Annotated in this window: 21 protein-coding genes; 7 read left to right on the top strand and 14 right to left on the bottom strand. The window is 69.1% G+C overall.

The features are described from left to right. Positions 1-57: 57 nt before the first annotated feature. Positions 58-378 carry a DUF1476 domain-containing protein gene (locus tag FBZ90_RS20730; protein WP_145734885.1) on the top strand — a complete coding sequence of 107 codons (321 nt, stop codon included), beginning with the start codon at positions 58-60 and terminating at the stop codon, positions 376-378. 207 nt (positions 379-585) lie between these two features. On the opposite strand, the gene purB is transcribed toward FBZ90_RS20730, so the two are convergent. From purB to FBZ90_RS20695, 7 genes are all read right to left on the bottom strand, one after another. Next, positions 586-1,881 carry an adenylosuccinate lyase gene (gene purB, locus FBZ90_RS20725; RefSeq protein ID WP_145734884.1) on the bottom strand — a complete coding sequence of 432 codons (1,296 nt, stop codon included), beginning with the start codon at positions 1,879-1,881 and terminating at the stop codon, positions 586-588. A 131-nt stretch (positions 1,882-2,012) separates the two neighbouring features. After that, entirely contained in the window at positions 2,013-2,222 is a 210-nt protein-coding gene (locus FBZ90_RS20720) for a hypothetical protein (RefSeq protein WP_145734883.1), read from the bottom strand. Positions 2,223-2,246: 24 nt separating this feature from the next. Further along, positions 2,247-2,669, bottom strand: coding sequence for a Fur family transcriptional regulator (locus FBZ90_RS20715; protein WP_044564144.1), 423 nt, complete (start codon positions 2,667-2,669; stop codon positions 2,247-2,249). A gap of 192 nt (positions 2,670-2,861) precedes the next feature. Next, on the bottom strand, positions 2,862-3,215 hold the full coding sequence (locus FBZ90_RS20710) for a helix-turn-helix domain-containing protein (RefSeq protein WP_145734882.1): 354 nt from the start codon (positions 3,213-3,215) through the stop codon (positions 2,862-2,864). Next, positions 3,212-3,787, bottom strand: coding sequence for a Smr/MutS family protein (locus FBZ90_RS28715; RefSeq protein WP_145734881.1), 576 nt, complete (start codon positions 3,785-3,787; stop codon positions 3,212-3,214). The genes FBZ90_RS20710 and FBZ90_RS28715 overlap by 4 nt, the downstream gene beginning before the upstream one ends. After that, positions 3,784-5,022: a murein transglycosylase A gene (gene mltA, locus FBZ90_RS20700; protein WP_145734880.1), complete on the bottom strand. Its 1,239-nt coding sequence runs from the start codon at positions 5,020-5,022 to the stop codon at positions 3,784-3,786. Before mltA ends, FBZ90_RS28715 begins: the two co-directional genes overlap by 4 nt. A 138-nt stretch (positions 5,023-5,160) precedes the next feature. Continuing rightward, on the bottom strand, positions 5,161-5,889 hold the full coding sequence (locus FBZ90_RS20695; protein ID WP_145734879.1) for a Tim44/TimA family putative adaptor protein: 729 nt from the start codon (positions 5,887-5,889) through the stop codon (positions 5,161-5,163). A gap of 157 nt (positions 5,890-6,046) precedes the next feature. On the opposite strand from FBZ90_RS20695, the gene FBZ90_RS20690 reads away from it, so the two are divergent. Then, complete coding sequence (locus tag FBZ90_RS20690) at positions 6,047-6,535, top strand: FxsA family protein (RefSeq protein ID WP_145734878.1); 489 nt, start codon at positions 6,047-6,049, stop codon at positions 6,533-6,535. Between the two features lie 30 nt (positions 6,536-6,565). On the opposite strand, the gene mutS is transcribed toward FBZ90_RS20690, so the two are convergent. Together mutS and FBZ90_RS20680 are read right to left on the bottom strand one after the other, a co-directional pair. Next, a complete protein-coding gene (mutS, locus tag FBZ90_RS20685) occupies positions 6,566-9,208 on the bottom strand; it encodes a DNA mismatch repair protein MutS (protein WP_145734955.1) in 2,643 nt (880 codons plus the stop codon). Positions 9,209-9,343: 135 nt separating this feature from the next. Further along, positions 9,344-9,844, bottom strand: coding sequence for a low molecular weight protein-tyrosine-phosphatase (locus FBZ90_RS20680; protein WP_246130596.1), 501 nt, complete (start codon positions 9,842-9,844; stop codon positions 9,344-9,346). Between the two features lie 221 nt (positions 9,845-10,065). Between FBZ90_RS20680 and FBZ90_RS20675 the strand changes: the two genes are divergently transcribed. The 3 genes from FBZ90_RS20675 to FBZ90_RS20665 all read left to right on the top strand — a co-directional run bounded on the left by FBZ90_RS20675 (position 10,066) and on the right by FBZ90_RS20665 (position 12,678). Further along, complete coding sequence (locus tag FBZ90_RS20675; RefSeq protein WP_145734876.1) at positions 10,066-10,749, top strand: ABC transporter ATP-binding protein; 684 nt, start codon at positions 10,066-10,068, stop codon at positions 10,747-10,749. Beyond that, positions 10,746-11,987 carry an ABC transporter permease gene (locus FBZ90_RS20670; protein ID WP_145734875.1) on the top strand — a complete coding sequence of 414 codons (1,242 nt, stop codon included), beginning with the start codon at positions 10,746-10,748 and terminating at the stop codon, positions 11,985-11,987. Before FBZ90_RS20675 ends, FBZ90_RS20670 begins: the two co-directional genes overlap by 4 nt. A 145-nt stretch (positions 11,988-12,132) precedes the next feature. Further along, on the top strand, positions 12,133-12,678 hold the full coding sequence (locus FBZ90_RS20665) for a DUF3299 domain-containing protein (protein WP_145734874.1): 546 nt from the start codon (positions 12,133-12,135) through the stop codon (positions 12,676-12,678). A 1-nt stretch (position 12,679) separates the two neighbouring features. Here the strand turns inward: FBZ90_RS20665 and FBZ90_RS20660 are convergent, their stop codons facing one another. Continuing rightward, on the bottom strand, positions 12,680-13,075 hold the full coding sequence (locus FBZ90_RS20660; protein ID WP_186455959.1) for an MAPEG family protein: 396 nt from the start codon (positions 13,073-13,075) through the stop codon (positions 12,680-12,682). A gap of 76 nt (positions 13,076-13,151) precedes the next feature. Further along, positions 13,152-13,571: a metallopeptidase family protein gene (locus tag FBZ90_RS20655; protein WP_145734872.1), complete on the bottom strand. Its 420-nt coding sequence runs from the start codon at positions 13,569-13,571 to the stop codon at positions 13,152-13,154. 218 nt (positions 13,572-13,789) lie between these two features. Between FBZ90_RS20655 and FBZ90_RS20650 the strand changes: the two genes are divergently transcribed. Together FBZ90_RS20650 and bla are read left to right on the top strand one after the other, a co-directional pair. After that, positions 13,790-14,599, top strand: a complete 810-nt coding sequence (locus FBZ90_RS20650) for a tRNA-uridine aminocarboxypropyltransferase (RefSeq protein WP_145734871.1) — start codon at positions 13,790-13,792, stop codon at positions 14,597-14,599. 111 nt (positions 14,600-14,710) lie between these two features. Continuing rightward, complete coding sequence (bla, locus tag FBZ90_RS20645; RefSeq protein ID WP_145734870.1) at positions 14,711-15,637, top strand: subclass B3 metallo-beta-lactamase; 927 nt, start codon at positions 14,711-14,713, stop codon at positions 15,635-15,637. Between the two features lie 148 nt (positions 15,638-15,785). Here the strand turns inward: bla and FBZ90_RS20640 are convergent, their stop codons facing one another. From FBZ90_RS20640 to rpsA, 3 genes are all read right to left on the bottom strand, one after another. Further along, positions 15,786-16,160 carry a lipopolysaccharide assembly protein LapA domain-containing protein gene (locus FBZ90_RS20640; RefSeq protein WP_186455958.1) on the bottom strand — a complete coding sequence of 125 codons (375 nt, stop codon included), beginning with the start codon at positions 16,158-16,160 and terminating at the stop codon, positions 15,786-15,788. Positions 16,161-16,278: 118 nt separating this feature from the next. After that, entirely contained in the window at positions 16,279-16,560 is a 282-nt protein-coding gene (ihfB, locus tag FBZ90_RS20635) for an integration host factor subunit beta (protein ID WP_044564159.1), read from the bottom strand. A gap of 377 nt (positions 16,561-16,937) precedes the next feature. Beyond that, positions 16,938-18,662: a 30S ribosomal protein S1 gene (gene rpsA, locus FBZ90_RS20630; RefSeq protein ID WP_145734868.1), complete on the bottom strand. Its 1,725-nt coding sequence runs from the start codon at positions 18,660-18,662 to the stop codon at positions 16,938-16,940. Positions 18,663-18,738 lie beyond the last annotated feature (76 nt).

Below are 18,738 nucleotides of genomic sequence, written 5' to 3'. Positions count from 1 at the left end.
ATATAAGGCTGCCGGGGGAAATCCAAACCACCCAGAGCTGCGCTTCGAGGAATAGCGATGACGACGTTTGACGAACGCGAACAGGCCTTCGAGGCCAAGTTCAAGCATGACGAGGAACTGCTGTTCCGCATCTACGTCCGCCGCGCCCGCCTGGTCGGCGAATGGGCTGCCGAGCAATTGGGCCTGACGGGCGACGAGGCCGCCGCCTATGCCAAGGAAATGGTGTCGGAAGACCTGAAGGAGCCTGGCCACCAGGACATCCTGGCCCGCATCATGGCCGACTTCACCGCCAAGGGCGTCGACATCTCCGCCCACCGCGTGGAGAAGGAGATGGAGCACACGCTGGAAGTGGCCCGCCAGCAGATGATGAGCGCCTGATCCGCCCAAGGGATCACAGGAATTAAAAAGGGGCGTCCCCACGCGGGACCGCCCCTTTTTTGTTTGTGTTTAACCAGCGGCATTCCATGCCGCTGTGGGACGCGACCGGGTCCGCCGGAGTTTTCCGGGAACCATCAGAGGACTGGAAAACGAGGATAAGGCAAGCGGGCGGACGCCCGCGCCCGCCGCCTGAGGGAATACCAAAAACTACTCCCCGAACACGCGCTTGAACACCGTGTCGACGTGCTTGGTGTGGTAGTCCAGGTCGAAGGCACCGTCGATCTGGTCAGCCGTCAGGTGCTTGGCCACGTCGGCGTCGGCCTTCAGCAGGGTGCGGAAGTCCTTGCCTTCCAGCCACACCGGCATGGCGTTGCGCTGCACGGCGCGATAGGCGTCCTCGCGGCTCATGCCGGCCTGGGTCAGGGCCAGCAGAACGCGCTGGCTGTTGTGCAGGCCGCCCAGCATATCCAGGTTGCGCTGCATGTTTTCCGGATAGACCACCAGCTTGTCGATCATGCCGGTCAGGCGGGACAGGGCGAAGTCCAGCGCGATGGTGGCATCGGGGGCGATGACGCGCTCCACCGAGGAATGGCTGATGTCGCGCTCATGCCACAGGGTCACGTTCTCCAGCGCGGGCACCACGTGGCTGCGGATCAGGCGGGACAGGCCCGACAGGTTTTCCGACAGCACCGGGTTGCGCTTGTGCGGCATGGCCGACGAGCCCTTCTGCCCTGGGCTGAAATATTCCTCGGCCTCGCGCACTTCGCTGCGCTGCAGGTGGCGGACCTCGGTCGCCAGGTTGTCGATGCTGGCGGCGATGACCGCCAGCACGGCGAAGTACATGGCATGGCGGTCGCGCGGGATGACCTGGGTGGACATCGGCTCCACCGTCAGGCCCAGCTTGGCCGCCACATGCTCTTCGACCCGGGGATCGATGTTGGCGAAGGTGCCGACGGCGCCGGAGATGGCGCAGGTGGCGATCTCATCCCGGGCGGCGGCCAGGCGGTCACGGCCGCGCTTGAAGGCGGCGTAGTGGCCGGCCAGCTTCAGGCCGAAGGTCACCGGCTCGGCATGGATTCCATGGCTGCGGCCGATGCTGGGGGTGTACTTGTGCTCCTGCGCCCGGCGCGCCAAGGCGGCCAGCAGGGCGTCCATGTCCGCCAGCAGCAGGTCGGTCGCCTCTTTCAGCTGCACCGCCAGGCAGGTGTCCAGCACGTCGCTGGAGGTCATGCCCTGGTGGACGAAGCGGGCCTCGGGGCCGACATGCTCCGCCAGGTTGGTGAGGAAGGCGATGACGTCGTGCTTGGTCTCGCGCTCGATCTCATCGATGCGGGCCACGTCCCACTTCGCGCGCTCCCACACCGCGGCGGCCGCCTCCTTGGGGATGACGCCCAACTCGGCCTGCGCGTCGCAGGCATGGGCCTCGATCTCGAACCAGATCCGGAACCGATTCTCGGGTTCCCAAATCTTGACCATCTGGGGGCGGCTGTAACGCGGAATCATGGGGCGTCGCCTCTGCTGGGGGGCTGCTGATGGCGCCGGACCATACGGGCGGCCGAACGCCTTGACCAGTGCAAGGGGCGCAGGGGCAGGGTGCTGTCAAACGTCAACAAGGGAGGCGGCGGCGGGCGCCGTCAGTGCCGGGGACCGTCGTGCACCCAGCCCGTCACCATGGCCATCACCTCTGGCGGAAGGTTGTCCGGGCTGGGGTGGTGATAGCGATAGACGGTGATCGCCGCCTCAAGGCAGAACTTTTCCGGCTGCCCCCGGCCGCGCATCTCCTGATAGGCCCGCACCACGGCGGGACGGCAGCAGTCGGCAGGGGGATTGTCGCGGCAGACCATGGGGCCGGACCTTTCGGACGCGCGTCAGGACCGCTTGGCGCGGTTCAGGGGCACGCCGTACAGTTCCAGCCGGTGGCCGATCAATTCATACCCCAGCTCGGCCGCCACCTTTTCCTTCAGGCGCTCCAGCTCCTCGCTGCGGAACTCGATCACCTCACCCGACTGCAGGTCGATCAGGTGGTGGTGGTGCTCATCCCGGATTTCCTCGTACCGGGCGCGGCCGTCACCGAAGTCCAGCCGCTCGATGACGTTGGCTTCCTCGAACAGCCGCATGGTGCGGTAGACCGTGGCGATGGAGATGTTGGGGTCGATCTCCACGGCGCGGCGGTACACCTGCTCCACATCCGGGTGGTCCATGGCCTCGGACAGCACGCGGCTGATCACCCGCCGCTGCTCGGTCATCTTGAGGCCCTTCTGGATGCAAAGCTGTTCAAGACGCGATGGCATGGGGACGCTCCCAGAAATCGGAATGGTGGAAAAACGGAAGGGTGGGCCGGCCCCGGTGAGGGCGGGAAACTATAAACATTCTAAACCGAGCGACCGCCGGCGTTCGAGTGGAATCGACCGCAGGGCTGCCCCGTTTCACCGCAGGGTCTGTTTCGTCGCATGAAACCGCGCGACGGCAAAGGGGGTATCGGGTCAGGGGGCCCCGATCAGCGCCAGCAGTCGGTCCAGCGTCGCCTCATCCATCCGGCCGATGCGTTCGGCCAGGCGGTTGGCGGCCAGCGTGGCCTTGGGATGCAGGCCGCTGGTGTCCACCACCACGCGCGGGTCGGACAGCTGAGCCAGGCGCTCCATCTCCTCCGCCTCATCCCAGATGATGCCGAAATAGCCGCAGATCTGGCGCACCAGCATGGGCGACGGCGTGCCCTTGCGGCCATGCTCCAGGGCCGACAGGTAGGCGGAGGAAATGTGCAGGGCGGCGGCCATGTCCTTGAGCGACAGGCCATGCCGCTCGCGCAGGTCGCGCATCCGCTGACCGAACGGGGTCATGGGCGCTGGCGCTTCAACAGGACATAGAGCGCGCCGCCTCCGCCATGCTGGGGCTGGGCGTGGCGGATAGCCAGCACCAGGGGGCGCAATGGCGCCTCCGCCAGCCAGCGGGGCACGGCCACCCGCAGGATGCCCTTTTCCCGGTCCGTCCCCAGGTGCGTGCCGCCGGAGCCCTTGCCGGTGATGATCAACAGGGTGCGGCGGCCCTCGCGGTGGGCGCGGACGACGAAGGCGTTCAGGGCGCCGTGCGCCTCCGCCTGGGTCATGCCGTGCAGGTCCAGGCGGCCGTCGATGACCAGCTGCCCGCGGCGCAGGCGGTCGTCGGTGCGGCGATCCAGGCCCGCGCGGGCGCCGAAGACCAGGGGCGGATGGGCCAGGGGCGCCGGGACCGGCTTTACCGGCGGTTTGACGGATGCCGGGGCGGGGGATGGGGTCGGAGGCGGTTCGGCCACGGGCGGTGCCGGTGGCGGCGGCGGCAAGGCGCCCGACCGGCGCAAGGGGGCGGCGTCGCGCATCACCTCGCGCCACAGGCGGATTTCATCCGACGTCGGCGCCCGCCGCTGCCGGGTCATGACGCCGGCCCAGTCGGCACCGCAGCAACCGGGACCGTAACCGCCGGCGGCGTCACCGTGCGCGGCAGCAGCAGCCAATAGCCGCCCCGGCTTTTCATCAGGCCGGCGCGCTGCTCCGCCTGGGGGCCATGGCCCCAGAAGACGTCACCGCGCACGGGGCCCTGGATGGCGCCGCCCGTGTCCTGCGCCACCATCAGGCGGGACAGGCGCTTGTCGCTGTCCTCCGGGTCAGTGACATCCAGCCAGACGGGCAGGCCATAGGGGACATGGGTGTGATCCACCGCCAGCGAGCGGCCGGGCGTCAACGCCACGCCCTCGGCGCCCAGGGGGCCGTCCCCCTCCAGCGCCTTGAAGAACACATAGGACGGGTTGCCTTCCATGGTGGCCTGGGCCTGGCCCGGATTGGCGGCCAGCCAGGCGCGGATGGATTGCATGGTCACGCCATCACGGTCCAGCTTGCCGTCCGCCACCATCTGGCGGCCGATGGCGACATAGGGCCAGCCGTTCTGGCCGTCATACGCCACGCGCATCTCGCCGCCCCCCTCCAGCACCACCCGGCCGGAGCCCTGGATGTGCAGGAAGAAGGCGTCGACGGCGTCGTCCAGCCACACCAGCTCCAGCCCCTTGCCGGTCAGGGCGCCCGCGTCGATGCGGCGGCGGTCCTCATAGGGCTTCAGCTTGCCGTCCGCGACCCGGCCGGCGATGCGCTGGCCCTTCAGGCTGTCCCGGAACTCGCCCAGGTCGACCATCACCAGGTCGGGCGGGCGACGGTACAGGGGAACGGTGTAGCGGCCGTGGCGCGTGCGGCTGCCGCGCAGCTCCGCCTCGTAATAGCCGGTGAACAGGCCGTCCGGGTTGCCGTTGTCGGTGGCGCGCCAGGGCTGGAACCAGCGTTCCAGCGCGGCGCGCGCCATGGCCTCGTTTGCCGGCGGCAGGTTCTTCAGGGCGGAACAGGGGGCGTTCCAGTCCTGCGGCTTGCCGGCCACCCCCGTGGTCTGGCGCAGCATCTTCTCGCAGGATCGCAGCAGGGCGGGCAGCGCCTCGGACACCCGGTCCGCCTGCCAGCCGGGCAGGTCCGCGTATGTCGCGGGCTGCAACACCAGCTTGGCGCCCGGGGCCGGGACCGGCGGGGCTGCGGGCTCTTCCGTGGTGAACAGCGAACAGGCGGCGGTCAGCGACAGCAGGGCACCCATCACCCCGCGCGCCACGCGGGCGAGAACAGGCCGGCACGGCATGGGCAAAGGTTCCTCGCGAGACGGCTGGATCAGGTCGAGCCGGACCTTAAAACGGATCGCCGCCCGAAGGAAACACCGGATGCGCGAACCGCATCGCTATTTGCCCCGCGACTCGCGCCGCTGGATGCACGCCGCTTATCAGGCGACCCGGGTTTCGACCAGGCGCCAGTTCGGGTCGGACGACTTGGTGTCGCGGGCGAAGGTCCAGATATCCACCACCTCCGCCGGGGTGTTGGCGTCGCCGTCCACCACGCGGCCCTGGGCATCACGGGTGACGTTGGTCTGGTGCGTGATGAACTTGACCGTGCACAGGGCCTGGCCCTGCAGCAACCGGGCCTGCACCATGTCCACGGCGTCGAAGGCCTGGATGTGCGCCTCCAGCGTCTCGCCCGCCTGGGCGCGCGCCTGGATGGCCTTGGCAAAGTCGTTGTAGACGGCATCGGCCAGCAAGGGCCGCAAGGCATTCGTGTCGCCCCGGGCGAAGGCATCGACGATGATGGCGAAGGCGCTTTCCGCCCCCTTCAGGAAATGGCGTTCGTCGAAGCTGGGATCGGCCTGGTGGATGCGGGCAAGGCCAGCCTCCAGCGACAGGGGGCCATCATAGTCGGGCGGGGTGAGGTCGCGGGCCGTTCCCTCGATCACCGGGGCCGGTCCCACCTGGAAGGCCGGCGGACGGGCGCCATGGGCCGATCCGGGCGCGGTCCCAGGAGCGGAGGGGCCTTGCGGGGGCGGCACCACGGTGAACGGGTTGGGGCGCTCACGCTCCTCACCGGTCTTGCGGCCCAGCGCCTTGTGCAGCTGATAGGCCAGGAACACGGCGATCATCGCGAAGATGATGATTTCGAAGAAGTAGGAGTTGTCGCCCATCGTAGACTTCGAACCTCCGGCGCTTGAATAAACCCGCGTATCAGCCTCAAGCCGGAGACTGGATAGCGGGCCCTCGCCCCACCATGTTAAGACCGGACAGTCATCACCGCCGGCCCTCCTGCTGTAGATAGGGGGCGCTTGGAGAAAGAGCAAGCTTATGCGCCTTCCCCTTCTGCTCATCGCTTATCTGCTGGCGGAAATCGCCGCCTTCGCCTGGGTGGGGGAGAAGGTGGGCGTGCTGGGCACCGTGGCCCTGGTGGTGCTGTCCACCATCGTCGGGTTGTGGCTGGTGCAGCGCCAGGGGCTGGACGCCCTGCGCAAGGCCGCCGGCCTGGGACCGGGCCAGGCCCCGGTGGTGGAGGCGTGGGATGGCCTATGCCTGGCCACCGCCGGCGTGCTATTCGCCGTGCCGGGCTTCATCAGCGACCTGGCGGGCGCCGCCCTGCTGATCCCGCCCGTGCGCCGTGCCCTGCTGGGTCAGGCGCAGCGCCTGTCGGGCGCCACCTTCACCGTCCGCACCACGTCCACCGGCCCCGGACCCGGCACTCCGGCGCGGCCGACCACCGTCATCGACGGCGACTTCGTGGACGTGACCAAGCCGGAAGACGCGCCCCATCTGCCGCCCCCCCCACTGCCGAAAGAGTGACGGCCACCCTGGCGGGGGGGCGGGCGCGGGCTACGCCAGCCCTTTCAAGCGGTACAGTTCCTCCAGCGCCTGGCGCGGCGTCAGCTCGTCCGGGCTGAGGACCTTGAGCGCCGCCAGCGCCGGCGACTCCGGCGGCGGGGCGGCGGCGGGCTCTGGCGCCCGGCGCACGGGCGCGCTGAACAGGGGCAGGTCGTCGGCCAGCCGCGTCACGGCGCTGCCCTGGTCGCCCGCTTCCAGGATGGCCAGCACCTCTTCCGCCCGGTTGATGACCGTGGCCGGCAGCCCGGCCAGACGGGCGACGTGAATGCCGTAGCTGCGGTCGGCGGCGCCGGCGGCCACCTCGTGCAGGAACACCACGTCGCCCTGCCATTCCTTGATGCGCATGGTGTGGCAGGCCAGCGACGGCAGCTTGGACGACAGGGTCGTCAGCTCATGGTAATGCGTGGCGAACAGGGCGCGGCAGCGCGTGACCTCGTGCAGGTGCTCCACCGCCGCCCAGGCGATGGACAGGCCGTCGAAGGTGGCGGTGCCGCGCCCGATCTCATCCAGGATGACCAGGCTGCGGCCCGTGGCCTGGTTCAGGATGGCCGCCGTCTCCACCATTTCCACCATGAAGGTGGAACGCCCGCGCGCCAGGTCGTCGGCGGCGCCCACGCGGCTGAACAGCCGGTCGACGGCGCCGATGTGGGCGGCGTCGGCGGGCACGAAGCTGCCCATCTGCGCCAGCACCGCCACCAGGGCGTTCTGGCGCAGGAAGGTCGACTTACCGGCCATGTTGGGGCCGGTCAGAAGCCAGAGGCGGTTGGCGTCCGACAGGTCGCAGTCGTTGGCCACGAAGGGCCCGCTGGCGGCGGCCACCAGCGCCGCCTCCACCACCGGATGCCGGCCGCGCACGATGCGGAACTCCCGGCTGTCGTCCACCACAGGGCGGCACCAGCGGCATTCCACCGCGATGTCGGCCAGCGAGGTCGCCACGTCCAGCGACGCCAGCGCCTGCGCGGTCGAGGCGATGTCGTCTGCCTTGGCCAGCACCGCCTGGGTCAGCTCCTCGAACAGGGCCAATTCCAGGGCAAGCGCCTTGTCACCCGCCTCCGCCACGCGGCGTTCCAGGTCCGACAGCTCCACCGTGGTGAAGCGCATGGCGTTGGCCAGGGTCTGGCGGTGGATGTAGGTGCCGCGCTGCTCCGCCGCCATCAGCTTGTCGCCGTGCTGGGCGGTGACCTCGATATAATAGCCCAGCACGTTGTTGTGCCGGATCTTCAGGGTGTTGATGCCCGTATCCCCGGCATAGCGGGCCTGGAGGTTGGCGATCAGACGACGCGAGTCGTCGCGCAACTCCTTCAACTCGTCCAGGGGGGCCGAATAGCCCTGGGCGATGAAGCCGCCGTCGCGGGCGTTCAGCGGCAGGTCCGGACCCAGGGCCGTCGCCAGCTTGGCCACCAGCTCGGCCGGCACCTTCACGCCGTGCAGGGCGTCCAGCAGCCCGGGGGGGAGCGGCGGTTCCAGGGCGCCGCGCAGCGCCTCGGCCGGGAAGGTGTCGCAGATGTCGCGGGCGCGGCCCAGGCCGTCACGCACGCCCGCGAGGTCGCGCGGGCTGCCCCGGCCCAGGCTGAGGCGGGACAGCGCGCGCTCGATGTCCGGCGCCCGGCCCAGGTGGGCGCGGATGTCGGCCCGTAAGCCGCCCTGCTCCACGAAATAGGCCACCGTGTCCAAACGGCGGCCAATGGCGGCCGGATCGGTGAGGGGGGAGGCCAGGTGGGCCGCCAGCAGGCGGGCGCCGGCGCCGGTGACGGTGCGGTCGATGGCCCCCAACAGGCTGCCGCGCTTCTCACCCGTCAGCGTGCGGCTGAGTTCCAGGTTGCGGCGGGAGGCCGGGTCGATCTCCATCACTGCGCCCAGCGCCAGGCGGCGCGGCCGGTCCAGGCGGGGCACCCGGCCCTTCTGCGTCAGTTCCACATAATCGACCAGGGAGCCGGCGGCCGCCACCTCCGCCCGGCTGAAGCTGCCGAAGGCGTCCAGCGTGCCCACCCCGTAAAGGTCCAGCAGGCGCTGGCGGCCGTTCTCGCTGTCGAACCGGGCATTGGGCTGCACCGTCAGCTGGTCGCGCCATTCGGCCCACAGCTCGAACAGCTCCGGCTGCTGGGTCAGGCGTTCGGACACCAGCAGCTCACCGGGGGCCAGCCGGGCCAACGCCGCCGGCAGGGCCGCGCGCTCCACCGGCTGCAGGGTCAGCTCACCGGTGGACAGGTCCAACCAGGCCAGGCCCAGCGCGCCACCCACCTCGGCCAAGGCGGCCAGGTAGTTGTTGGACCGGGCGTCCAGCAGGCCATCCTCGGTGATGGTGCCGGGGGTGACGACGCGCACCACCTCGCGCCGCACCACCGCCTTGCCACCGCGCTTGCGCGCCTCCGCCGGGTCCTCGGTCTGCTCGCAGATGGCGACGCGGAAGCCCAGGCGGATGAGGCGTGACAGATAGTTCTCGTGCGAGTGCACCGGCACGCCGCACATGGGGATCTCCTCCCCCAGATGCAGGCCGCGCTTGGTCAGCGTGATGTCCAGCGCACGGGCGGCGGCCACCGCGTCGTCGAAGAACATCTCGTAGAAATCACCCATGCGGTAGAACAGCAGGGCGCCCGGATGCTGGGCCTTGATCTCCAGGTACTGCGCCATCATGGGCGTGACGCCCTGGGCGGGGAACGCCGGGGATGCGGTATCGTTGGTGTCGGGCACGGCACTAAATCCGGTAGGGCGGGAACGATGGGGCCCTTAGGTATAGCGCCCCCGGCCCGCCAAGCCGAGTCCGTTTCCCTAGCCCGCTTTGCGCCCCAGCCGGCGGTGAACCTCGTCCAGGAGGCCGTCGGCCGCCGCCTCGATCAGGTCCAGCACCGTGTCGAACTGGTCTTCCGAGCCATAATAGGGGTCGGGCACGTCATGGCCCTTATGGTCGGGGGCGTAGTCCAGGAACAGCTGCACCCGGTCCCGATGCTGGGGCGGCGCCAGTCGGCGCAGGAAGTCCAGATGCTCGCGGTCCATGGCCAGCACCATGTCGTAGCGCTGGAAATCATCGGCATCCACCCGGCGGGCGCGCAGGGCGGACAGGTCCACGCCGCGATGGCGCGCCGCCTCCACCGCCCGGATGTCGGGCGCCTCCCCCACGTGATAGCCGTGGGTGCCGGCGCTGGCCACCGCCACCTGGTCGCCCAGGCCATCCAACGCCAGGCGGCGACGCACCACCCCCTCCGCGGTGGGGGAGCGGCAGATATTGCCCGTGCAGACGAACAGGATCGATAATTTTTGATTTCTTTCCAATGCCTTACCCTTATTCCGGGAGTACAAGGACATCTGGCGGGACTGTAGCAACGTCGGGCCCGGGAATCAAACGCAGACCAAGCGCTGTATCGGAAGGAGGGGGGCGCGACGTCGCGGCCGTCCCTTCCCGCTTGCGGGGCACCCCGCCGCCGCCCAAGATGCGCCAACCCTGCGGGACGGCAGCCCCGGGGCGTCGGCAACGCGGCAGGACAGGTTTCCCCATGCCCCTGATTGAGGTTGACGGCCTGCGCCACGCCATCGCGGGCCGGCCGGTGTTGGACATTCCCCATTGGTCGGTCGAGGCCGGCCGGCATTGCCTGCTGCTGGGCCCCAGCGGCAGCGGCAAGACCACCCTGATCCACGCGCTGGCGGGGCTGAAGCGGCCGGACCAGGGCCGCATCCTGCTGGACGGCCAGGCGATGTGGGACCTGAACGCCGCCGGGCGAGACCGCCTGCGCGGCCGCCTGATCGGCATCGTTTTCCAGACCCTGCACCTGGTGCCCGCCCTGGACGTGGGGCAGAATCTGCATCTGGCGCGCTGGCTGGCCGGGTTGCCGCGCGATGCCCGCGCCGTGGCGCAGGCGCTGGACCGGGTGGGGCTGGGCGCCCGCCTGTCGGCCAAGCCGGAGCATCTGAGCCAGGGGGAAAAGCAGCGCGTGGCCATCGCCCGCGCCGTGGTCACCGCACCGAAGCTGATCCTGGCGGACGAGCCGACCTCCGCCCTGGATGACGAGAATTGCGGCCTGGTGCTGGACCTGCTGCTGGAACAGGCGACGGTGTGCGGCGCCACCCTGCTGGTCGCCACCCATGACGAACGCACCCGCGCCCGCATCACCGACCGGCTGGAGCTGCCGAAACTGAGCGCCCCGGTCGGGCGGGCCCCCAAGGAAGGTCACGCCGCATGAACACCCTTGGCTTGGCCTGGGCCTATCTGAAGCGCTCCGCCCTCACCACCTGCCTGAACGTGGCGCTGCTGGCCCTGGGGGTGGGGACCATCGTCGTGCTGATCCTGGTGGGCACGCAGCTGCAGGACCGCCTGGCCAAGGACGCGGCCGGGGTGGATCTGGTGGTGGGCGCCAAGGGCAGCCCGCTGCAACTGATCCTGTCCGCGCTGTACCAGATCGACATCCCCACCGGGAACATCCCGCTGTCCCAGGCCCAGGCGCTGGCGGCCGACCCGCTGGTGGCCCAGGCGGTACCGCTGGCCCTGGGCGACAGCTTCCGGGGGTACCGCATCGTCGGCACCGACCCGTCCTTCGTGGCGCTGCGCCACGCCCAGGTGGCGGAGGGCCGGTTGTGGCAAGCGCCCATGGAGGTGACGGTGGGCGCGCAGGTGGCCCGTGCCGCCGGCCTGAAGGTGGGCGACCAGTTCAACGGCAACCACGGCCTGTCGGCCGGGGGCGCCGTGCACGAGGGCATGCCCTACACCGTGGTCGGCATCCTGGCCCCCACCGGCGGCGTGGTCGACCGCCTGGTGCTGACCCCCATCGACAGCGTCTGGGCGGTGCACGACGCGCACCATCACCACCATGACGGCGATGACCATGACGCGCACGAGCATCAGGCGGACGGCGCCGAGCCGGCCCAGCAGGCGCCCGAGCGCGAGGTGACCTCCGTCCTGCTGCGCTACCGTTCCCCCATCGCCGCCGCCCTGCTGCCCCGGCGCATCAACACCGGCAGCGTCCTGCAGGCGGCCTCACCGGCGGCGGAAATGACGCGCCTGCTGTCGCTGGTGGGCATCGGCACCGACACGGTGCGGGGCTTCGGGTTGCTCCTGGTCGCATCCTCCGCGCTCAGCATCTTCGTGGCGCTCTACAACGCCACCCAGGCGCGGCGCTACGATTTGGCGGTCATGCGGGCGCTGGGCGCCACCCGGACCCGCATCTCGGGCCTGTTGCTGGCGGAGGCGCTGGCCATGGGCACCGCCGGCACGGCCCTGGGCCTGGTCCTGGGCCATAGCGCGGTGGAACTGGCGGGTCGCTTGGTGCCCCAGGCCCGCGACATGGGCATCACGGGACTCCAGTTTCCGGCCACGGAACCCTATCTTCTGATCCTGGCGGCCGGCCTGTCGGTCCTCGCCGCCCTGGTGCCGGCCATCCAGGCCTACCGCACGGACGTGTCGGCGGTGCTGTCGCGGGGGTGAGTCAGCGATGTCCTCACCCCTCGGATCCCAGGCCGGCAACGGGCGCGCCCCGGATGGCGCCGCCAACAGCGAAGACCGGCCTTCGATCAGCCATGATTAGGGGCCAGGAAGACCAAGGCAGTTGTTGCGAGGAAAGGATTTCGTCATGACGCTTCAGGCCAAGCGCAGGGTCGCCGCCGTCCTGATGATGGCGGTCGCCGCTGTCACCGCCGGGATCACAGCCGCCGGAACGCCCGCCCTGGCGGCCGATAAGAAGGCGGCGGCGCCCGCGACCCCGGCGCCGGGCACGGCCGCCGCCGTTCAGGCCAATATCCCCAAGGCGACCCTGGGCTGGGACAAGCTGGCCGACGTCAAGGAGGTGCACAGCATGGACAACGGCCTGCTGCGCGTGCGCGCCGCCTTCGGCCCGGAGGTGCAGGCGCTCGAGGGCAAGCCCCTGACCATCGCCGGCTTCATCATCCCGTTGGAGCAGAAGGAGAAGTCGGGTCATTTCCTGCTGAGCGCCATGGCGCCCAGTTGCCCCTTCTGCCCGCCGCCCGGCCCCGCCGACCTGATGGAGGTGAGGACCAGCGCCCCCATCGCCATGACCAGCGAGCCCATCACCCTGACGGGCACGCTGCACATGGTGGGCGATGACGATAACGGCCTGTATTACCGCCTGGCGGACGCCACGCTGCAGCCCGGCAGCTGAGCTAGATGCCCAACAGGGAGCGCACCAGGCCGATCAGGCTGCCGACCAGCAGGACCAGCGTGGCGAAGATGGACAGGCTGAAGCCGGTGGTGCGCTTCTTGGCCTCGGCATAATAGCCAACGGCGTACAGCACCCGGCCGATGGGCCACACCACGCCGATCAAGGCGGCCGTGTGATCGCCCCAGACATTGGCGGCCAGCCACAGGGCCGGCAGGAACAGCACCAGCTGCTCCGTCGTATTGGTCTGCACGCGCAGGACCCGCTGGAAGTCCGGCGGTCCATCCACCGAGGGCGGCGCGATTCCATGCTTGCCCCGCGCCCGGCTGACCTGGCCGATGGTCCAGAAGTAAACGAACAGCGCGAACAGTGTGACCAGACCGGTCCACACGAATGCCATCACCCCACCCCCATGTTCCGGCCGGCGGCAAGGTACCGCCAGCCCCCCGGTTTTTTATAAGCGGCCGGCCCTCGCCTCAGGGATCGTTGGCTTCGATGCCGTACATATCCTCGTCGGAGAAGCCGAAATGGTGGCCGATCTCATGCACCATGACGTTCAGCACCAGGTCCGCCAGATCCTCCCCCGTCTCGCACCAATAGTCCAGCAGCGGCCGGCGATAGAGGAAGATCATGTCCGGCCCGTGGCTGGCGTCGTTGGCGCCCCGCTGGGGCAAGGACACGCCGCGATAGAGGCCCAGGATGTCGAACGGCGTTTCCAGCGCCATCTCCCGCTCAGTCTCCTCGTCCGGAAATTCCTCGACCCGCACGATCATATTGCCCATGTGAACCCGCAGTTCGGGCGGGATGGACGCGATGGCGTCGGTCGCCAGGCGTTCGATCTCCTCCAGCGTGGGCGGGGAGGTGAAGCGGCGGGGCAGAACGGTGACGGTGGCCATGGCTGTATACCGGAGGGGGCTGTGCTGGCATCTTGACGGGCGATGCCCGTCCGGTCCAGGTCAACGCCTGCCGGGCCCGCCGTCAAGCCCCGCGTGCAGGCCCCGTCGTCGCAGGCACTAATCGGCCCATGCACCGCGGCCCACCGCCCCCTTCCGCAGGATGTCGGGGAGGAACGCGTGGGCGTGGGTTGGATTCATGAAAGAGATTGTTGGTTGATATGACCGAAGACACCCCGCCGCCCGTGGAACAACCCGCGCCCCCGGCCCCAGCCCCGGCGGCCCCCACCCAGGATCTGGCCGACGGGGCGGCTGTCTGCCCGCGCTGCGCCAAACCCCTGGACCTCTGCGTCTGCCAGGGCATCGAGCCCATCCAGACGCGGCTGGAGGTGCTGGTGCTGCAGCATCCCCAGGAGCAGGACGTGGAACTGGGCAGCGCCCGCCTGCTGACCCTGGGGCTGGCGCGCGGCCGGCTGAAGGTGGGCCTGTCCTGGCCCAACCTGGCCAAGGCGCTCGGCCGGGACAAGGCGGGAGCGGAGGCCGACCCGCGCCGCTGGGCCGTGCTCTACATGGGCTCCGGCGATGATGCCACGGCCACGCCGCCCGGAACCGTGCGGCTGGTGGACAAGAAGGGCCAGACGGTGGAGGACCCGACCGCGCTGGCCGACCTGGAGGGACTCATCCTGCTGGACGGGTCATGGTCGCAGGCCAAGGCCCTGTGGTGGCGTAACGCCTGGCTGCTGAAGCTGCGCCGCCTGATCGTCCATCCGGATTTCGTCTCCGCCTATGGCAACCTGCGGCGCGAACCCCGACGGGAAAGCGTGTCGACGCTGGAGGCCGGGGCCTTCGCCTTGGCCAAGCTGGAGGGCGACGACACCCTGGTGGAACGGCTCCGGGCCCCCTTCATCGCCCTGGTGGACCGCTATCGCGCCGTGCGCGGCAACCGCCCGCCAAAGGCCGCCGCCAACCGACCCTCGACCGATGGCGCGCGCAAGCCCGACTGGCGCGGCCGCAAGCGCCGGCCCCGGTAGCAGTAAATGGGGGCGGCCGGCGCCAGGCCCGAGGGGCCGGCCGCCCTTTTTTAGCCAGAATTGGCGATCACACACGCGAAAGTTTCTCTCTCCAGCCTCTGGATCGCCCCAATGACCCCGCGCCTCGCCGTCGCCGCCCTTCTGTTGTGCGGCGCCGCTGCCCCCGCGTTCGCGGCCGAGCCGGCCCGAACGACGCCCCCGCACCCGGCGGCGGCCTGCCCGGAGGGGGCGGACTGGAACATGCCGGCGGCGCCGCTGCACATCTATGCCGACTCCTGGTACGTCGGCACCTGCGGCCTGTCCTCCATCCTCATCACCTCTCCCCAGGGCCATGTGCTGATCGATGGCGCAACGGAGAAGGCGGCCCCGCTGATCGAGGCCAACATCCGCGCCCTGGGCTTCCGCATGAAGGACGTGCGCATCATCCTGAACAGCCATGAGCATCTGGACCATGCCGGCGGTATCGACCAGTTGCGGCGCGACTCGGGCGCCACGGTCATGGCGCTGTCCGCGGCCGCCGACGCGCTGGAGCATGGCAAGGGCGACCGGGGCGATCCGCAATATCTGAGCATCGGCGGCTTCCCCGCCATCCCGCAGGTGAAGCGGCTGGCGGATGGCGAGGTGGTGAGCCTGGGGCCAATCCGGCTGACCGCCCACGCCACGCCGGGGCACACGCCGGGTGCCACCACCTGGACCTGGGACAGCTGCCAGGATGGCCGCTGCCATCATATGGTCTACGCCGACAGCCTCAGCGCCTACACCGACGACGTCTACCGCTATTCCGACGACGCGGCGCATCCCGGCGTGCTGGCCCGCTTCCGCCAGGCCATCGCCACCGTGGCCGCCCTGCCCTGCGATATCCTGCTGACGCCCCACCCCGACGCCTCGCAGATGTGGAAGCGATTGGGCCCCAACGCCACCCTGCCCTTGGTGGATGAGGCCGCCTGCCATCGCTACGGCGAGGCGGTGACGGCCCGCCTGGACAAGCGGCTGGCGGATGAGAAGGCCATGCCGGAAAAGGAAAAGGCGGCCCGCTGAGGACCGCCGTACCTGGCACCGGCGGCATGACGTGCCGCCGTAAGATGCGACCGCATCCGCCGGAGATTTCCGGGGAGCGACAGCGGGTTGGAAATCGAGGAAACCAAGCGGCCGGATGGCCGCGCCCGGCGCTTGAGGGCAAACCGAACTAGCGCAGCGACATCACCCGCACGTCGGACGACGGGGCGGCCGCCACCCCCGCGGCGCGGTCGGCGGCCGCGATGCGCTTTTCCAAATCGGCGGCATGGAGGCGGGCGGCATCCAGGTCGCGCTGCAGCTGGTCGCCCCGCGCCCGTTCCTTGCGCAGGGCGCGGCGGTGCTTGCCTGCCGACAGCCAGGACACCAGGCCACCGGCCAGGAAGCCCACCAGCATGGACACGAACACCACGGCGAAAGAGGGCGCCACGACGGCCCCGTCCAGCGGCCACAGCGCCAGCCTCACCACCTCTTCATTCACGATGGCGAAATCGATGGCGACCAGGGCCAGGGGGATGGACACGATCCAGGAAAGGTAGCGCAACACCTGCCGCTCCACTGACTTAAGGCCGCCTTGGGGCCGTCCCGGAATCAAGACGGCCGCCCGATGGCGGCGTACGAGGGCCCCGGCGATCGCCGGGGCCGGGCACCACAAATGGGGCCGATCAATCCGTGTTCAACTGCTCCCGCAGTTGCTTGCCCGTCTTGAAGAAGGGAATGAACTTCTCCTCCACGTCCACCGCTTGGCCGGTGCGCGGGTTGCGGCCCGTGCGGGCGTCGCGCCGCTTCACGGAAAAGGCGCCGAAACCGCGCAGTTCCACCCGGTCGCCCCGGGCAAGGGCTTCGGTGATCTCGTCAAAGATGGTGGTGACGATCTTTTCCACGTCGCGCTGGTAGAGGTGCGGATTGAGTTCCGCCAGCCGCATGATGAGTTCCGACTTGGTCATCGGCAATTCCCCCTTGGGCAATCGGTCCCGATCCTTGGGGCCGCTATCTTTATCGTGTCGTTGGTGCCTCCCGGCAGGATGACGGCCGGGATGTACATCCACCCTGGCCTGGCGGTCACGGTTTTCCATCACCGCCCATCCTGCCCCAACTGTGCCGGAGCGGACCGGTCCTGGCAAGGGTAAGGTCTTCATACTCTTGCATTATCGCTGCTCGATCGCCTCTAGCGCCCGGCGTAGGGGGCGTCGGCCATTTGGGACGGTGGGAGGGGGATGCGGCATCCAGGCAAAGAAAAAGGCCGTCCCCAGTTGCCCAGGGACGGCCCTTTCTTACTCAAGACCCGGTTGGGTCCTGAAACTCAGTCCTGACGGACCAAATCTCAGGCCTCGTCCTTGTCCTTCTGGGCGCGCTTGAGCGCGGCGCCCAGGATGTCGCCCAGCGAGGCGCCCGAGTCGGACGAACCGAACTCGGCCATCGCCTGCTTCTCTTCCTCGACTTCCTTCGCCTTGATCGACAGGCCGATCTTGCGGCTGGCGCGATCGATCTGCGTGACCTTGGCGTCGACCTTCTCGCCGACGGCGAAACGGTCCGGGCGCTGCTCGGAACGCTCACGCGACAGGTCGGACTTGCGGATGAAGCCGGTGAAGCCGTCGACGACCGACACCTCGATGCCGCCCTCGGTGATGGCGGTGACGGTGCAGGTGACGACGTCGTTCTTCTTGACGCCGGCGACGGTGGCTTCGAACGGATCGCTGGCCAGCTGCTTGATGCCCAGGCTGATGCGTTCCTTTTCCACGTCGACGTCCAGGACCTTCACGCGGACGTGATCGCCCTTCTTGTAGTCCTGGATGGCTTCTTCACCCGACTTGTTCCAGTCGAGGTCGGACATGTGGACCATGCCGTCGATGTCGCCCGGCAGACCAACGAACAGACCGAACTCGGTGATGTTCTTGACCTCGCCTTCCAGCTCGGTGCCAGCCGGGAACTTGTCGACGAACGTCTCCCACGGGTTGTCCAGGCACTGCTTGAGGCCCAGGGAGATGCGGCGCTTCTGCGGATCCACGTCCAGCACCATGACCTCGACCTCCTGAGAGGTGGAGACGATCTTGCCGGGGTGGACGTTCTTCTTGGTCCAGGACATCTCGGAGACGTGCACCAGACCCTCGATGCCGGGCTCCAGCTCCACGAAGGCGCCGTAGTCGGTGATGTTGGTGACGCGGCCCTTGAACTTGGCGCCGACCGGGTACTTGGCTTCCACGCCTTCCCACGGATCAGCCTCAAGCTGCTTCATGCCCAGGCTGATGCGCTGGGTTTCGGAGTTGAAGCGGACGACCTGGACCGTGACGGTCTGGCCGATCTGCAGGGCTTCCGACGGATGGTTGATGCGGCGCCAGGCGATGTCGGTGACGTGCAGCAGGCCGTCGACACCACCCAGATCCACGAACGCGCCGTAGTCGGTGATGTTCTTGACCACGCCCTGCAGAACCTGGCCTTCCTTCAGGTTGGCCACCAGCTCCGAACGGGCCTCGGCGCGGCTCTCTTCCAGAACGGCGCGACGCGACACGACGATGTTGCCGCGCGAGCGGTCCATCTTCAGGATCTGGAAGGGCTGCGGGGTGCCCATCAGCGGGGAGATGTCGCGCACCGGGCGGATGTCCACCTGGCTGCCCGGCAGGAAGGCCACGGCGCCCGACAGGTCGACCGTGAAACCGCCCTTGACGCGGCCGAAGATGATGCCGGTGACGCGCTGCTGTTCGGTGAACGCGCGCTCCAGCTGGGTCCAGGCCTCTTCGCGCTTGGCCTTCTCGCGCGACAGCATGGCTTCGCCGTGCTTGTCTTCCATGCGCTCGAGGTAAACCTCGACCGTGTCGCCAACCTTCAGCTCAACCGGCTGACCGGGGACGGCGAATTCCTTCAGCGCGACCCGGCCTTCGGACTTCAGGCCAACGTCGATGAGCACCATGTCGTTCTCGATGCTGAGAACGGTGCCCTTGACCACCGTACCTTCGAGGCTCTCGCTCGTGCCGAGCGACTCTTCCAGAAGGGCGGCGAAACTTTCCTTCATCCCACGGTCTTGGGACTTGGCGGCGGAAACCTGGGCCATTTAAACTCCTTGAGTGGATCCAGCACAGGCCCGTTCCAACCCCCCGGCAGACGCCCGGCCGACAGGAGGTTAACTT

It is taken from the genome of Nitrospirillum pindoramense (assembly GCF_007827955.1).
GTDB classification, from domain to species: Bacteria; Pseudomonadota; Alphaproteobacteria; order Azospirillales; family Azospirillaceae; genus Nitrospirillum; species Nitrospirillum amazonense_B.
The sequence above is the reverse complement of the archived record's forward strand: the minus strand, read 5'-3'. Positions and strand labels throughout refer to the sequence as shown.

Coding starts and splice junctions, on each gene's coding strand:
- FBZ90_RS20730 (WP_145734885.1), top strand. CDS start 58: ATGACGACGTTTGACGAACGCGAACAGGCCTTCGAGGCCAAGTTCAAG.
- purB (WP_145734884.1), bottom strand. CDS start 1,881: ATGATTCCGCGTTACAGCCGCCCCCAGATGGTCAAGATTTGGGAACCC.
- FBZ90_RS20720 (WP_145734883.1), bottom strand. CDS start 2,222: ATGGTCTGCCGCGACAATCCCCCTGCCGACTGCTGCCGTCCCGCCGTG.
- FBZ90_RS20715 (WP_044564144.1), bottom strand. CDS start 2,669: ATGCCATCGCGTCTTGAACAGCTTTGCATCCAGAAGGGCCTCAAGATG.
- FBZ90_RS20710 (WP_145734882.1), bottom strand. CDS start 3,215: ATGACCCCGTTCGGTCAGCGGATGCGCGACCTGCGCGAGCGGCATGGC.
- FBZ90_RS28715 (WP_145734881.1), bottom strand. CDS start 3,787: ATGACCCGGCAGCGGCGGGCGCCGACGTCGGATGAAATCCGCCTGTGG.
- mltA (WP_145734880.1), bottom strand. CDS start 5,022: ATGCCGTGCCGGCCTGTTCTCGCCCGCGTGGCGCGCGGGGTGATGGGT.
- FBZ90_RS20695 (WP_145734879.1), bottom strand. CDS start 5,889: ATGGGCGACAACTCCTACTTCTTCGAAATCATCATCTTCGCGATGATC.
- FBZ90_RS20690 (WP_145734878.1), top strand. CDS start 6,047: ATGCGCCTTCCCCTTCTGCTCATCGCTTATCTGCTGGCGGAAATCGCC.
- mutS (WP_145734955.1), bottom strand. CDS start 9,208: ATGATGGCGCAGTACCTGGAGATCAAGGCCCAGCATCCGGGCGCCCTG.
- FBZ90_RS20675 (WP_145734876.1), top strand. CDS start 10,066: ATGCCCCTGATTGAGGTTGACGGCCTGCGCCACGCCATCGCGGGCCGG.
- FBZ90_RS20670 (WP_145734875.1), top strand. CDS start 10,746: ATGAACACCCTTGGCTTGGCCTGGGCCTATCTGAAGCGCTCCGCCCTC.
- FBZ90_RS20665 (WP_145734874.1), top strand. CDS start 12,133: ATGACGCTTCAGGCCAAGCGCAGGGTCGCCGCCGTCCTGATGATGGCG.
- FBZ90_RS20660 (WP_186455959.1), bottom strand. CDS start 13,075: ATGGCATTCGTGTGGACCGGTCTGGTCACACTGTTCGCGCTGTTCGTT.
- FBZ90_RS20655 (WP_145734872.1), bottom strand. CDS start 13,571: ATGGCCACCGTCACCGTTCTGCCCCGCCGCTTCACCTCCCCGCCCACG.
- FBZ90_RS20650 (WP_145734871.1), top strand. CDS start 13,790: ATGACCGAAGACACCCCGCCGCCCGTGGAACAACCCGCGCCCCCGGCC.
- bla (WP_145734870.1), top strand. CDS start 14,711: ATGACCCCGCGCCTCGCCGTCGCCGCCCTTCTGTTGTGCGGCGCCGCT.
- ihfB (WP_044564159.1), bottom strand. CDS start 16,560: ATGACCAAGTCGGAACTCATCATGCGGCTGGCGGAACTCAATCCGCAC.
- rpsA (WP_145734868.1), bottom strand. CDS start 18,662: ATGGCCCAGGTTTCCGCCGCCAAGTCCCAAGACCGTGGGATGAAGGAA.